This window comes from Bacillus sp. 3255, assembly GCF_031456485.1.
Taxonomy (GTDB): domain Bacteria; phylum Bacillota; class Bacilli; order Paenibacillales; family NBRC-103111; genus Paenibacillus_E.
Genome location: NZ_JAVDUS010000013.1, coordinates 73,549 through 88,482, shown reverse-complemented (window position 1 = coordinate 88,482; position 14,934 = coordinate 73,549). Strand labels below are relative to the sequence as shown.

At 54.9% G+C, this 14,934-nt stretch carries 11 protein-coding genes; 1 reads left to right on the top strand and 10 read right to left on the bottom strand.

The features are described from left to right. Positions 1 to 29: 29 nt before the first annotated feature. Positions 30 to 899 (top strand): SDR family oxidoreductase, encoded by an 870-nt coding sequence (locus tag J2X61_RS19885; protein WP_274468257.1) that lies wholly within the window; start codon positions 30 to 32, stop codon positions 897 to 899. A gap of 581 nt (positions 900 to 1,480) precedes the next feature. Here the strand turns inward: J2X61_RS19885 and J2X61_RS19880 are convergent. From J2X61_RS19880 to mutS, 10 genes are all read right to left on the bottom strand, one after another. Then, a complete protein-coding gene (locus J2X61_RS19880) occupies positions 1,481 to 2,176 on the bottom strand; it encodes a SanA/YdcF family protein (RefSeq protein ID WP_274468256.1) in 696 nt (231 codons plus the stop codon). Further along, positions 2,148 to 2,840 (bottom strand): alpha/beta hydrolase, encoded by a 693-nt coding sequence (locus J2X61_RS19875; protein WP_274468255.1) that lies wholly within the window; start codon positions 2,838 to 2,840, stop codon positions 2,148 to 2,150. The genes J2X61_RS19880 and J2X61_RS19875 overlap by 29 nt, the downstream gene beginning before the upstream one ends. Positions 2,841 to 2,896: 56 nt before the next feature. Next, the gene (locus J2X61_RS19870) at positions 2,897 to 3,610 is read right to left on the bottom strand and encodes a peptidylprolyl isomerase (protein ID WP_274468254.1); all 714 of its coding nucleotides are present in this window, start codon (positions 3,608 to 3,610) and stop codon (positions 2,897 to 2,899) included. Positions 3,611 to 3,657: 47 nt separating this feature from the next. Then, on the bottom strand, positions 3,658 to 6,240 hold the full coding sequence (locus J2X61_RS19865) for a transglycosylase domain-containing protein (protein WP_310189984.1): 2,583 nt from the start codon (positions 6,238 to 6,240) through the stop codon (positions 3,658 to 3,660). A gap of 143 nt (positions 6,241 to 6,383) precedes the next feature. Further along, positions 6,384 to 6,623 (bottom strand): RNA chaperone Hfq, encoded by a 240-nt coding sequence (hfq, locus tag J2X61_RS19860; RefSeq protein ID WP_274468252.1) that lies wholly within the window; start codon positions 6,621 to 6,623, stop codon positions 6,384 to 6,386. A gap of 66 nt (positions 6,624 to 6,689) precedes the next feature. Then, positions 6,690 to 7,658, bottom strand: a complete 969-nt coding sequence (miaA, locus tag J2X61_RS19855) for a tRNA (adenosine(37)-N6)-dimethylallyltransferase MiaA (RefSeq protein ID WP_274468251.1) — start codon at positions 7,656 to 7,658, stop codon at positions 6,690 to 6,692. Beyond that, positions 7,652 to 8,428, bottom strand: coding sequence for a class I SAM-dependent methyltransferase (locus tag J2X61_RS19850; protein ID WP_274468250.1), 777 nt, complete (start codon positions 8,426 to 8,428; stop codon positions 7,652 to 7,654). Before J2X61_RS19850 ends, miaA begins: the two co-directional genes overlap by 7 nt. 4 nt (positions 8,429 to 8,432) lie before the next feature. Continuing rightward, on the bottom strand, positions 8,433 to 10,646 hold the full coding sequence (mutL, locus tag J2X61_RS19845; RefSeq protein ID WP_310189981.1) for a DNA mismatch repair endonuclease MutL: 2,214 nt from the start codon (positions 10,644 to 10,646) through the stop codon (positions 8,433 to 8,435). Between the two features lie 18 nt (positions 10,647 to 10,664). Next, positions 10,665 to 12,104: a S41 family peptidase gene (locus tag J2X61_RS19840; RefSeq protein ID WP_310189978.1), complete on the bottom strand. Its 1,440-nt coding sequence runs from the start codon at positions 12,102 to 12,104 to the stop codon at positions 10,665 to 10,667. A 36-nt stretch (positions 12,105 to 12,140) separates the two neighbouring features. Beyond that, entirely contained in the window at positions 12,141 to 14,789 is a 2,649-nt protein-coding gene (gene mutS / locus J2X61_RS19835; protein WP_310189977.1) for a DNA mismatch repair protein MutS, read from the bottom strand. Positions 14,790 to 14,934 lie beyond the last annotated feature (145 nt).

Sequence of the window (14,934 nt, the reverse complement as noted above, 5' to 3'; positions counted from 1 at the left end):
ATCCGTTTAGCATGGAAGGAGCCCTGATCATGGCAACAACTACACAACCCAAACCCGCTTTCCCGCCACAGCACCAGAACCAGCAGCCTGGCATCGAATCGCAGATGAATCCGCGTCCTGAGTTTAACAATGCCGCCTACAAACCGGCAGGCAAGCTGAAGGACAAAGTCGCGCTCATTACCGGAGGCGACAGCGGCATCGGCCGCGCCATTGCGCTCGCCTATGCCAAGGAAGGCGCAGACGTCGTGCTGGTCTACTTGAACGAGCATGAGGACGCTGAAGAAACGAAGCGCCACGTTGAGAGCGCAGGCCGCAAATGTCTGCATGTTGCCGGCGATATCGGTGACGAAAGCTTCTGCCAGCAAATGATTAACCAAACTGTGCAAAAGTTCGGCAAGCTCGATATTCTCGTGAACAACGCCGCCGAACAGCATCCGCAGCAAAGTATCGAGGACATTACAAGCGAGCAGCTCGAGCGAACGTTCCGGACGAACATCTTCTCGTTCTTTTACTTAACGAAGGCCGCCGTCAAGCATTTGAAGCCCGGCAGCGCCATTATCAATACGGCTTCGATAACAGCCTATCACGGACACGAGCAGCTGATCGACTACTCGGCAACCAAAGGCGCGATCGTCAGCTTCACGCGTTCGCTTTCGCTTCAGCTGAATGCCAAGGGCATTCGCGTGAACGCGGTTGCGCCGGGGCCAATCTGGACGCCGCTCATTCCCTCTACGTTCACGGAGCAGGAAGTCGCGACCTTCGGCTCGACGACGCCGATGAAGCGTGCGGGTCAACCGGCAGAGCTCGCGGCGAGCTATGTTTTCCTGGCCAGCGATGATTCGTCGTATATGGCCGGGCAAGTGCTGCATGTGAACGGCGGAACGATCGTGAACGGTTGATCGGATTGGCAGATGACAAGTGGCAGGCAGCTGGCAGATTATCGGCAGACATCGGCAGATGATAGACAACCGGCAGCTCCGTGAAGTTAAGGGGAACTAGAAGCCGCTATTGTGCCGGATTAGGCTAGTTTCTCAAGCTAAGCGGAAATAGAGTACCTTATTGCAGCGAGTTGAGCCGTTTACGGCAAGTTTACGGACGAATAGAGGAACGTATTTCCGCTCAACGGAGCAAATCGCCGGTTTTCTTGCAAATAGCGCATCTCATTTCCTGCAGCAGCAGCAATAGAGGAACGCAACTCCGCTCAATGGAGCAAATCGCCAATCCTCTTGCAAATAGCGCATCTGCTTTCCTGCAGTAGCAGCAATAGTGGAACGCATTTCCACCAACGGGGCAAATCGCCAATCCTCTCGCGACTAGTGCATCTCATTTCCTGCTGCAGCAGCAATTGAGGAACGTATTTCCGCTCAATGGAGCAAATCGCCAACCCTCTTGCGAATAGCGCATCCCATTTCCTGCAGCAGCAGCAGCATATGAAAAAAAGACCTGGCCGCCGGCCAGGTCTTTTTGCTTCTTCCAACTTTTAAATGCCGGCCTTCAGCAGAAGCTTCGTCCAGATCCACTTCGTATAAGCCAGCGTCTCCCGCGCTTCGTGATAAGGCATGAACAGCACCTCGGATTTCGTCGAGGAGACGAGCGGCTCTTTCAAGCCGACGGTCTCGGCAATATCCAGGGAACGCGATCCATGATATTGATGCGTGATGATAATCGAGCTCTCAAGCCCCTGCTCGTCCATAATGTGCTTGGAGAACAGCAAATTCTCATACGTGCTCGTCGCCCGCGGCTCGAGGAGAATACTTTTGGCGGGAAGGCCCATTTTCACCAAATAGTTGCGCATCCCCTCCGCCTCCGTCAGCTTGGAGCCGTTATGATCCAAGCCGCCGCTCACGATCAGCTGCTTGAACTTGCCCTGCTTATACAGCTCCACGGCCCAATCCAGCCGCTCTTGCAAGCCGGGACTCGGAATATCCTTGCGCAGCGACGCCCCCAGCACAATGCCTACATCCACCTGCTTAGGCAGCGCTTGATCCGGGGCTACCTGCACCTTCCATTGAATATAAATGATCCAGGCGAGTCCGATCAGGAAAATGATGGCTGCCGTTCGCAGCAAACGGACGAAGAAACGCCGGAACCCCAGTCTTGGGGCCGGCTTCTTCGGTTTTCCGGGTCTCGGAGCAGCTGTTCGCAGTTTACGGTTCATGCTTGTTTTGACTGTCATCCACATACTCCTTATCCAGAAAAGCGCTGACTTGGCGAAACAGCTCAGCCGCGTCGTCACTATGACAAATGAGGTGATTGGATCTCGGGTGCCAATGAATTTCGCGCCATCCTCTCACTTTGCGGTAAATATACCGCGCGCTCTGCGGATGGATGACATGATCCTTCTCGGACTGGGCGATCAACGTCGGGATTTGGACCTGACTGAGCTCAGGCTTCAAATGGCGAACAAGCCGAGTGAACTGCCATGTAGCCCGAAGCGGAGTCGATTTGGCCTTGTGCAGCGATATTCTCCGCTGGTATCTCCACTCGTCCCGCATCGCTTCCAGCAGCCTGCCCGGACTGACATAGATCACGGCGGTGTTGAGCAGAATCAATCTTCGAACCGGATACCGCACGGCCAAATAGGCGGCCAGCAGCCCTCCCATCGAGAAGCCGACCATGTCGAAGGAACCGTACTCACGCGTCATCCGCTGAGCCTGCTCTTCGGCAGCTCGTACCCAATCCTCCCAATGGGAAGTTTTCAATTGGTTGTAAGAGTCTCCGTTCCAAGGAAGCTCCGGCACCTTGCATACCTGACCGCGTTCCCGCAAATGCCGAGCAAGCGGCTCAACCTCGTACGGCCCACCCGTAAATCCATGGAACAATAAACAGGGTTGTTTCACCCGGCATCCCTCCTGACATCCGTCATCATCTTCATGCTGCCTGCTACTAACATATTCTATTTCTCTTTAATCGTGATGCCGGTAATCGTGACCTTTTCTTTCGGTTTGCTTGGCGTCGCTTCTCCGCCCTTCTCTACAGGCGTTTCCGCAATTTTGGCAATGGTTGCCATCCCTTCCGCCGTTACTTTGCCGAAAATCGTATAGTTGGGCATTTTGTTCAAATTCGCGCAGTCATCGCCTGAGCAGATGAAAAACTGGCTGCCGTTCGTATTCGGACCTGCGTTCGCCATAGCGACCGTACCCGGCTCATATTTGTGCGTCGTCTTCAACTCATCCGCGAATTTATAGCCGGGACCGCCCATGCCGGTACCCTGCGGATCGCCCGTCTGAATCATGAACGATTTGATAATCCGGTGGAACGTCACATTGTTATAGAAGCCTTCCTTGGACAAAAACACAAAGTTATTGACCGTTTTGGGCGCTTCCTTGGCATACAAATCAATAGTGAACGAACCCTTGGATGTTGTAACGTCCGCTTGATACGTTTTGTTCGTATCGATCGTCATGGCCGGCGGTTGGCTCCATTGCTTCGCTGCCGGCGTCGCTGCTGAAGTGGCAGCCGGGGAGGCAGCGGCCGTTGCCGCCGCTCCGCTCTTCGGCGTTGCCGTGCCGCCGGCCGTTTCGGCCGGCTTGTTTCCGCAGGCTGAAGCCGCTACCGTAAGCGCGATGAGGGCAATTGGCATTAATTTCTTCGAATTAAGCAAGTTCATTGTCGTTTCCTCCGTCGATTGTTGAGATTCAAGCTGCTGAACGAATGTTAAGGCTGCTTCGGCGCTATGACTTGACCGTCATCAGGCTTGCCGTCCTTCGGCTTGTCGGCCGCCTCTTCTCCCGGCTTCGGAGTCGGTGTCGGAGTGGGACTCGGCTTCACGCTAGGACTTGGGCTAGAGCTGGGACTCGGATTCGTCCCAGGCTTCCCGGTATTCCCCGGCGTTGGCGTTGGCGTCGGCTTCGTGCCCGGGGATTGCGAAGGCGTTCCCGGATCTTTGCCGTCCCCTGGCGAAGGAGATGGCGACACGCCAGGCGATGGCGAAGGTGACGTTCCGTTCGGAAGCGTATTGTCCTTCGGAATTTCCACCGATGCCACATTCGATTTGGCCCCTTCGACATTCGTGTCCGCATTCACCGGCATTACATAATACTGATAAGTCTCTCCGCTGAATACCGACGTATCGTTCACAGATGGCACAGGAGACTGCGTCAGCAGCTTAGCTTCCGCCTCCTTGGAGCCTTTGCGGTATACATTGTACGTCATCTTGTCGCCAAGTGATGTCCACGTTATTTTAACAGATTTCTTATCAACCTCATAAACCGCCGCCAAATCGGTAATTCCGCTAGGCGTTTCCGTCGGTACGGGCACATTGTCCGGTTTGACGAAGTTCGTTACAGGACGCCCTTCGAGCGACTTGGACATCACCTCTTTGAAGATCGACGACGGGCTTCCGCTGCCGATCGTCACGTAGTGCTTCGCATCGACTTTATCGAAGCCTTCCCAGACTGCCGCCGTCCACTCCGGCGTATAGCCGACGAACCAGACGTCGCGGTCGTACTGCTCGATGCCTTTGATATCCAAACCGGTCGTTCCGGTTTTGCCGGCTACCGGACGATTGAACTTCGCTTTGGTCCCTGTACCGCCCGTCTCAACGACGCCTTGCAGCAGCATCGTCATATAGTAAGCCGTTTTGGGCTGAATAACTTGCTTCTTCTCCTGCTTATAGGCTGCGACTTCTTTGCCCTGCGCATCCGTAATCCGCAGAATGGCATGCGTTTTGTTCTGAACGCCTTGGTTGGCGAATGCGGTGTACGCCGTCGCCATCTCCAGCGGCGACACGCCATCGGTCAATCCGCCTAGGGCGATGGCCAGGTTGCGGTCTTTCTGTGCATTCAATTGAATGCCCAGCTTCTTGGCGAACTCCAGACCGCTGCCTACGCCCATTTGCTCAAGCAGCCAGACCGGCGCCAGGTTGTATGACTTCTTCACCGCCTCCAACATCGTTACTTGACCGTGTGTGACACGGTCATAGTTGCGCGGAGTATAAGTGCCGTTGCCGAAGCTGGTCTTCGAATCGTCCAGAATGGAATACGGGTTATAATTCCCGCTCTCCAGCGCCGGTCCGTAAGCCGCAATCGGTTTGAACGACGAGCCTGGCTGACGCTTGGAATAAACTCGGCTGAATCCGCGCGATTTGTAATCGCGGCCGCCGATGAGCGCCATGAGACCGCCCGTTTTGTTATCCACAATGACCATCGCACTCTGAATCTTCTGCCCGTCGGAGGCATCCTTCTGGAAGAAGCTCGGATTCGCATACGTTGTCTCCATAATTTTCTGAGCTTTCGTATCCATCGTCGTGTAGATGCGGTACCCCTTGGTGAGCAGCTCATCCTCGCTGATGCCGTACATATCTTCCGCTTCATTCATGACATAATCCACATAACTGGCGTAATCCTTCGTCCCCGTTGCAGCTGCAGTCGGCGGCACATAATCCACGGCCGCCGCTTCCGCCCGCTCCGCTTCCGTAATATAGCCTTGATCGGTCATCAACCGCAGCACGACGCCACGGCGTTCCTTGGACAGATCCGGATTCGTTAACGGCGAATAACGGGACGGCGCTTTCGGCAATGCCGCCAAGGTGGCCATTTCCCATACCTTCAGATCATTCAAGTTCGATTTGCCGAAATAGATCTTGGCGGCCGCTTTAATGCCGTAAGCGTTACTGCCGAAGTAAATACGGTTCAAGTACCGTTCAAGAATTTCATCCTTCGTATACTTCTCATCCAAGGCGAATGCGATGGACATCTCCGTCGCTTTACGAAACGCTGTTTTCTCGGAGCTGAGGAATACGTTCTTGGCGAGCTGCTGAGTGATCGTACTGCCGCCTTCGACAGCGCTCATATGAATGACGTCTTTCACTAATGCGCGTCCGATGGCCCAGAAGTCCACGCCGGCATGCTGTTCAAACCTGCGATCCTCCGTCGCAATGAACGCATACTTCAAACGTTCCGGAATGTCTTTGATATCCACGCTCTCGCGGTTCTCGCCCTTATAGATCTTGGCGATTTCCGTGGCCGGCTTATCTTTGCCTTCCTCCTGCGCATAGATCAGCGTCGACTCCGTCGATGTTTCGATCTTATCGATATTCGTTTCCAGAATTTTGAAACCACTCATAATAACGACGATATAAATAGCCATCGCACAAATAATTGCCAGAATCGTTGCAATAATGGAGCCTAAAATTAATTTGCGGAAATTAAATTTCTTTTTCTTCTTAGACCCTTTCTGATTCCCTTGCGGTTTCGTTTTGGTATTCGTGGTCGACTGTCTGTTCGTAGGTCTCTCCAAATCCACCGACTCCCTCGTTGTTCAATTCTTTTTCTATTAACCAACAAAAGAACAACCTTAAACAAGGTTGCTCCCACAAGTTTCTATTCGGTTAGACGGTTCGGTCCATTAAAAAGTTGCAAAATCGAGCGAGTAGAGGAAGATTATTCCGCTGCTTCCGTAGCCGCCATCAGAGAAACAGCACGCTGCGGTGTGAACGTGGAGATGGCGTGCTTGTACACCATTTGTTGGCGACCTTCGCTGTCAATGATAATGGTGAAATTATCAAAAGCACGGATCAGCCCTCTGATTTGGAACCCATTCGTCAAGTAGACGGTTACGGGAATGCTTTCTTTGCGCAGTTGATTCAGAAAATTGTCCTGGATATTAATGGATCGGTTCATCAGTAGGTCCCCCTTAATGGAAAGAAACTATCGCCGGACGGCGCTATTTTCTAGTGGTCATATTTGTTAATTATATTCAATTTTATGTACAAACTTTCCTGCTAGTATATCACTAATCTTCGAGAAATGGGCAGAAAAATTTGCCGATTCCGTCACGTCCACCCAGTGAATGTCCTTCATATGCCGGAACCAGGACAGTTGACGCTTGGCGAAACGCCGCGTATCGCGTTTAAGAAGCGTGACCGCTTCCTCATAATTGAGCTCGCCTTCGAGATAAGCCACGATTTCCTTATACCCGAGCGCCTGCATCGAGATCGCCTGCTTGGGGCAGCCTGCAGCCAGAATCGATTGAACCTCTGCGACAAGCCCTTCCTGCATCATGGCATCAATGCGCTCCTCAATGCGCTTATACAGCAGCGCACGGTCCATCGTCAGTCCGATGATACATAGTTCGTAAGGAGATTCTTTTTTCTGGGAGGCCAAATGGGATGTCATCGTTTCACCGGAAACATGATAGATCTCCATGGCTCGGATGATCCGCCGCCGGTCATTGGCATGAAGCCGGTCCGCACTCGCCGGATCAATCTCGCGCAGCTTCCGGTGCAAGGCTTCGTCTCCATATTGGAACGCATAAGCCTCTTGCTCCTGACGGAACGCTTCATCCATGCTAACGTCCGTGAATTGGTAATTGTAGCACACGGATTCGATGTACAGACCTGTGCCTCCGACAATAAAAGGCAGCTTGCCGCGCGAGTGAATGTCGAGAATCAAGTCCTTGACCCGCTCCTGAAATTCTGCTGCAGAAAACGGGTAGGAAGGATCGCAAATATCGATAAGATGGTGCGGAACCAGCTTCTGCTCCTCTGCACTCGCTTTGGCCGTTCCGATATCCATCCCCCGATACACTTGCATCGAATCTCCGGAAATAATCTCGCATCCGAACCGCTGTGCGATTTCTAAACTAAGCTTGGTCTTGCCAACTGCTGTGGGACCAAGAAGCACGAGCAACTTCGGCTTGGCCGATGGGGCTAACACAGTCGAATCACTCCATACGTTGTTTTGGTCGTGGATCGTAATACATGCTCGAACCCCAGACGGGCGAACTCCTTGCTGTCCCGGTTCTCTTTGAGCACAATGGATTTGCGTGCGACACGCTTGGCCTCTTCGATGGATGCCGACGCGATGGCCTCATCGTTGGCATTTCTTCTCAAGTGCGACATGGCATGAGACTCTTCGATCGGCTTGCGGAACATCGGGTCGAAGTACACGATATCCACACTTTTCGAAGCTAATCCCTGCAAATAAGCAAGATGATGCATGCGGTGAACGGTAATGCGCCTCATGGCTTCGTTCAACTCGGCAATCTCGGAATGGTAGCTGGCCAAGCCTTCCTGGATCAGCATAGCCGGAACGCGCTCGCTCTCGATCGCCGTCACATGGCCCTGCGGACCGACCGCGAAGGAGAATACAATCGCGTCCGACGCCAGACCTGCCGTGCAGTCAACGACGGTATCGCCGGTCGCCGCACTTGATGCCTCCATCAAAAGATCGCTCTCGCCTCTTAACATGCGCTTGATGCGTACGAGCGCCATGCTGGGATGGAAAAAAGCGGGTGCATGGTCATCTTCATAGTACCTGATCTCTTCTCTTGTCACAAGCAGAAGAGAAGGATCGTTATAATTTTTCCTAAGAAGTTCCAAAGAATACTTGCCCCGCGGCACGATCCGGCCGCCGTAAACGCCGGCCAGATGCTCCGCCTTGTCCACAATTTCTTGGGACGGATTATAGGATGTCGTTACTAACACGTCGTTACATCACTCTCTTAAACATTTTCTCCAGCTCATAAGTCGTAAAGCTCACCACAATCGGCCGTCCGTGCGGGCACGTATAGGGATTCCGGCAGCCGGCGAGCCGGTCGATGAGTGTTTCCATTTCCAGCACGCTAAGCCCTTGGTTCGCTTTAATCGATGCTTTGCAGGAACACATAATCGCCGCTTTCTCCCGCAGTTTGGCGATGTCGACCGCCTTCTTCTCGCTAAGCACCCATTCGCAGATCTCTTCAATAATTGTCTTCTCTTCCCCCGGCGGAAACCAGTGCGGGTGCGCGCGAACGAGGAACGTATTGCCGCCGAAAGCTTCCATATACACGCCGGCTTGCTCGAAGAGCGATAACCGCTCCGCTATGATGCCGGCCTCCGCAGGGGTGAATTCCAGCGTTATCCCAACGAGCAATTCTTGGCTCGCCTCAGCAGGATTGCCAAAACGCTCGTAATAATATTCATAATTAATGCGCTCATGCGCGGCATGCTGATCAATTAAGTACAAGCCTTCCTCGTTCTGCGCGACCAAATACGTCCCATGCATCTGTCCGATCGGCTCCAGCCGCGGGAAAGCAGGCAGCTTAGGCGTCCCGCTCTCGATACCCGCCGGCAGCGAATCCAGGAAAGCTTCGTTCATGCGGCGCTGCTGCGACAAGCTGACATTCCGCGTCGCGGGAGTCCCGGAAGCAGCAGCGTTCGAAGACGCAGGCATGCGGTTCGACGTTGGGTAGCCGGCACTCGGTGCCGATCTTGGCGCTTCATAAGAAGGCGCCCAAGCTTTGGGCTCGGCTGCTTGCGGCAGGTTCGCTGCCGGTAAAGCCCGCTCCTCCGTATCGTAAGCGGATAGACTTTCTTTCACCTGAGCCTGCGAAGCCTGTGGAACCTGTGGAATCTGCCGAGCTGCTGACTGTGACGATGCCTGCAGCTCGCGCATCGTTGGCTGCAACCCGGCTGATTGCATGAATGGCTCCGCTTGCGCAGGCCGCGCAGGTTGCCCGGATAGCGCAGATGGCGCGGACGACTCGTACGGTGCTGATGGCGCGGATACCGTGAATGCCGTTTCTTCCGGCAGCCGCGGCAGCTCCGCCCTCTCCACAGCCGCTCCTCCAGGAGCCAGACCGGCAGCCGGCGTCTCCAACGTCCTCGTCAAGTCCAGCTGCTCCTGAATGTAAGCGCCTCTCGGCGCAGCCGGCTTATTGCCCGTAGGAATAAGCACCTGCCGGCCAAAGAGCCGCTTCACCTCCGCCTCGATGAGCGCCGTCAGCTCCGCTTCTTTACTGAAGCGGACCTCCAGCTTGGCTGGATGCACATTCACATCCACCAGCGCAGGATCCATCCCGATTTGCAGGACGGCAACCGGGAAGCGGTTGATCGGCAGCAGGGTGTGATACCCCTGCAGCAGCGCTTGATTCAGCGCGAAATTGCGGACATACCGGCCATTCACAATGGTCGAGATGCCGCCGCGGTTCGCGCGGGTCATCTCAGGCTTCGCGACGAAGCCTGAGATCGTATAATCCAGGCTTTCCGCCTGGATCGGGAGCATCTGCTTGCCAATCGCCGTGCCATAGATGCCGGCGATGACTTGCAGCAGGTCGCCGTTGCCCAGCGTCTGCAGAAGCAAATTGCCGTTATGCTTGAGCGTGAACGCAATTCCCGGATGAGCCAGCGCCAACCGGTACATATAATCCGAGATATGACCGAGCTCCGTCTGAATCGTTTTCATATATTTGAGGCGTGCCGGCGTGTTGTAAAATAAGTCCTTCACCGTCACTTCCGTCCCGCGAGAAGCGGCCGTCTCCGTGACGCCGCGAATGGTGCCGCCTTCGATGGTAATTTTGCGGCCCAGTCCGTCATTCGCCGCACTCGTCACACACTCCAGTCGGGAGACCGAAGCAATACTCGGCAGCGCCTCGCCGCGGAAGCCTAATGTGCGAATCGAGAACAAATCTTTGCTCGTCGAAATTTTACTCGTGGCATGCCGCTGAAACGCAACTTCGCAATCATCCAGCGCCATACCGGTGCCGTTATCCGAGACGCGTATCAATTGCAGCCCGCCTTCTTCGATCGTCACGTCGATTCGCGTGCTTTCCGCATCGACCGAGTTCTCAACCAGCTCTTTCACCACGGAGGAAGGGCGCTCCACCACTTCCCCAGCGGCGATCTGGTTCGCAATATGCTCGCTCAAAAGCTGGATTTTGCCCATCTTCCCCATTTCCCCTTCCTAGTTCGCCTTCACAACGCGAATAGAAACATTCTCACCTTGATCATTCACTTTCAGCTGCGGGAAATAATCGTCGAACAGATCTACATTCACGTAGCTGGTCCCATCCTCAATGATCAGCTTATCCGCTTCAACTGGAATGGCATACGTTGCTTGGCCATCCGAAATGTCCACGGTACGGTTCGCTTCGTTCCATGTAATCGAAGCTCCGACCAATGCCGCCAAGCCGCGGGTTGTCGCAAACAATTTGCCGTTATCGCGGAAGCTGCCGAATCCGTTACCTACCTGCGCACCATTGAATTTCACGTCATGCTTGGAAATGTCCACTTGAACATCCGAAATCCCCGCTTCATGAAGCGCGGTAATGAGCTGCGCCGCCGGTCCGTCCACTTTCATATCCGGTTTAATGCCGACTTTATTCACTTTGCGCTGTTTCGGCGTCAAATACTCCTCGATCGTCACTTTCAGCGCGCTGTTATTATCCAATTGAAACAGCTGCTGAACGCTGCCCTTGCCGTACGTCTGCATACCGATCACTTTGGCTACATTGTAGTCCTGCAAAGCGCCGGACAACACTTCCGAAGCGCTCGCGCTATACTCATTGGCCAGCACATAGACGGGAACCGATAAAGCCGTTCCGCCTTCGATCGGTACCGGTTCATCGATGCCGTTGCGATCCTTGGTGTGAATGAGCACGCCGTTTTTCACGAAATGCTTGGCGATGTTCTGCGCCGTCTCCACGAGTCCCCCCGGATTGTTGCGCACATCGAGAATGAGCGATTTCAAGCCTTTAGCCTGTAGGGCTGTGAGCTGCTTGTCAAAATCCTCATCGGCATCGCTGGAGAAATCGGTAATTTGAATATACCCCACGCCATTCGCGAAGCTTGCGCTGTACACTTCCGGCACATTAACACCTTTGCGCGTGAGCTCGACGGTCAATGGTTTGCCGTCCCGCTCTACCGTTACTTTCACCTTAGAGCCTTCCGGCCCGATGATTTTGTTGCGAACCTCATCGATGGACGTCGTCGAAGCCGTGACGCCGTCGACGGCCCGCACGTAGTCATCGCGCTTGAGGCCGGCGATTTCGGCCGGTGAGCCGGCGAAAATCTCCGACAAGTATACGCCTTTGTCGTCAATTCCGATGCGGGCTCCCATACCCACATAGTTATTTTCGAGAGAGCTGGCGAACTGACCGTACTCTTCCTGGCTGAAGAAAACGGTATACGGATCCTGCAAGCCGTCGATCATTTGCTTGATGCTTTGTCCGGCCAGCGCTTCCTCGGTGACTCCGCTCACATGCAGCTTCCCGATAATTTCTCTCACCTGCTGGGTTTGCAGGTCTTCCGCTGCGGACGCGCCGCTTACGGGCAGTATGGTCATAAGGGCGGACGCAAGGGCTAAGGTTACTTTCATCTTCTTCAATTTCGGTTGAGTTGTCATATGCGTCTCTCCTCGGTTATGAGATCATGCAGCTTGTTACTGCAGCTTTTGTTTCCATTCGTACACAAGGTTAAGCGCCTGCAGCGGCGTCATATTAATCAAATCTATCCCTTTGAGCTGGTCGAGCACGGACTGGCTCTTCGCATCCGGCTTCGCTTTCTTGGCGGAGTGAACCTCAGCCCTGTCCTCCTCGAAGAGGGACAGCTGCTGCACGGCGGCCGCCTGTTCCACAGGAGCCGCATGCTCCGCAGCGACCGCCGACGAAGCGGCGGCAACCTGCGCAGCGCCGGCCGACCGCTCTTCGAAGCCATTCAGCAGCTCATACGAGCGCTGAATGATCGCCTCCGGCAGCCCGGCGATTTCGGCGCAGTAGATGCCGTAGCTCGTACTGGCTGCGCCGGGGATCAGCTTGCGCAGGAACGTGACCTGCCGGCCGCTTTCCTTCACAGCCATACAGTGATTGCGCAGATGGCCGAGGCTTTCTTCCAGGTGCGCCAGCTCATGGAAGTGGGTAGACACGAGCGTCTTGCAGCCGATCCGGTCGTGAAGGAATTCGATCACGGCCTGCGCGATCGCCATGCCTTCGCCTGTCGACGTGCCGCGGCCGAGCTCGTCGATGATGACCAGACTCTTGCTCGTCGCCTTCTCCGTCATCACCTGAATGTCCATCATCTCGACCATGAACGTGCTCTGCCCGCCGATCAGGTCGTCCGCGGCGCCGATCCGGGTGAAGATCCGGTCGGTCACCGGGATGCGCGCGGACCGGGCGGGCACGAAGCAGCCGATCTGCGCCATCAGGCAGATCACGGCTACCTGCCGCATGTACGTGCTCTTGCCGGCCATGTTCGGACCGGTGATGAGCAGGATGCGGCCCTGCTCCCGCTCCAGGCGCGTATCGTTGGCGATGAACGAGCCGTCCTGAATGACCGCCTCCACCACAGGGTGGCGGCCGTCTTCGATGTGGAGATCGAAGCCTTCGCCGATCTCCGGCTTGCGGAAATGCTGTGCCGCGGATACGGCGGCCAGCGATTGGTACACATCGGCGGTGGCGATGACCTCCGCCAGCTTCTGCAATCTGGAGATGTGCTGGGAAATCCGGTCGCGAAGCTCCGTGAACAGCTCATACTCCAGATCGACCATTTTATCCTGCGCTTCGAGAATAAGCGCTTCTTTCTCTTTCAGCTCCGGCGTCACATACCGTTCCGCATTGGCCAGCGTCTGCTTGCGCTCATAGCGGCCTTCCTGCAGCGCCGACATATTCGCTTTGGTCACTTCAATGAAGTAGCCGAACACTTTGTTGTAGCCGATTTTGAGCGATTTGATGCCCGTCGCTTCCCGCTCCTGGCGCTCCAGCTCGGCAATCCACATCTTGCCGTTCGTGCTCGCTTCGCGCAATTGATCAAGGTACGGCTGATAGCCTTCGCGAATCATTCCCCCGTCCCGGATAGATACCGGCGGCTCATCTACGATGGCGCTCCCGATCCAGGACATGACATCTTCGCAGAGGTCCATATTCTCGACAAGCTTGCGCAGCGTTGCCGAACCCGAAGCGGCACATATTTCCTGCAGCAAAGGAACCTGCTGCAAGGAATGCTTCAAAGCCACCATATCGCGGGCATTGGCATTGCCATAGGAGATGCGGGCGACGAGCCGCTCCAAGTCGTAAACTTCCTTCAGCGCCTGCTTCACATCATCGCGGACGATGAGCTGATTGTAGAGCAGATCGACAGCTTCCAGCCGCTCTTCGATGCGAGATACGCTCATGAGCGGTTTCTCGATCCAGCGGCGGAGCATCCGCGCGCCCATGGCGGTGACGGTTCGGTCGAGCAGCCAGAGCAGCGAGCCTTTCTTGGCGCGTTCGCGAACCGTTTCGACCAGTTCGAGGTTGCGGCGCGTGAACGGATCCATCGTCATGTATTGATCCGGCTCATACAGCCGAATGTGTTTCACGTGCGTAAGCGCACGCTTCTGCGTTTCTTTCAAGTAAGCGAGCAGCAAGGCCACACCTTGACGGCTTAGCGGGGATAAGCCCGGCAAAGCCGTATCATCGGCGAAATGCTCGTCCAACAGCCGCTCGTCGGCTTGCGTCCACTCCGTCAGCACCGTACTTCGGCCCCAGATTACGCCGGATTCCCGGATGGTGGCGAGCAGCGCTCCGTCCGTAATGATCTCGGACGGGTTGTACACATTGAGCTCGTCCGCCACAAGCTCCCAGGACGGTGCCAGCAGCGTCGTGTATAACTCTCCTGTCGAGATATCGCAAGCGGTAAACGCATAGCCTTGCTCGCGGCTGACTAAGGAGACTATGTAATTGTTGCTGGATTCACCGAGCAGCTTGCTGTCCATCACGGTACCCGGCGTTACGATCCGCACGATTTCGCGGCGGACGACGCCTTTGGCCTCAGCCGGATCTTCCACCTGTTCGCAGATGGCGACCTTGTACCCTTTCTCGATAAGCCGCGACATGTACGTCTCGGCGGAATGGTGTGGGACGCCGCACATCGGAATCTTCTCGTCGGCACCGCCTTCTCTGCCCGTTAACGTAATCTCCAGTTCTCTCGCCGCATTGATCGCATCGTCAAAGAACATCTCATAGAAATCACCCAGACGGAAAAACAAAAAAGCGTCCGGAACCGTCGCCTTCACGGCCAAGTATTGTTGAATCATCGGCGTATATTGAGCCACCTTGCGTTCCTCCAACCACATTCATTGTCAACTCTATGAAACTATTATTCATTCATTTTCAAATATTCGCATAAACTTTAATAGAAATGCCGAAGGCTCTCCTCCATCTTCCAATGTCCGCCGCTATCGCCGTACGCCGGTCAGG

What these genes read in the sequence shown, in the direction of transcription:
- J2X61_RS19885 (WP_274468257.1), top strand. Translation starts at nt 30, where the DNA reads ATGGCAACAACTACACAACCCAAACCCGCTTTCCCGCCACAGCACCAG.
- J2X61_RS19880 (WP_274468256.1), bottom strand. Translation starts at nt 2,176, where the DNA reads ATGACAGTCAAAACAAGCATGAACCGTAAACTGCGAACAGCTGCTCCG.
- J2X61_RS19870 (WP_274468254.1), bottom strand. Translation starts at nt 3,610, where the DNA reads ATGAACTTGCTTAATTCGAAGAAATTAATGCCAATTGCCCTCATCGCG.
- hfq (WP_274468252.1), bottom strand. Translation starts at nt 6,623, where the DNA reads ATGAACCGATCCATTAATATCCAGGACAATTTTCTGAATCAACTGCGC.
- mutL (WP_310189981.1), bottom strand. Translation starts at nt 10,646, where the DNA reads ATGGGCAAAATCCAGCTTTTGAGCGAGCATATTGCGAACCAGATCGCC.
- J2X61_RS19840 (WP_310189978.1), bottom strand. Translation starts at nt 12,104, where the DNA reads ATGACAACTCAACCGAAATTGAAGAAGATGAAAGTAACCTTAGCCCTT.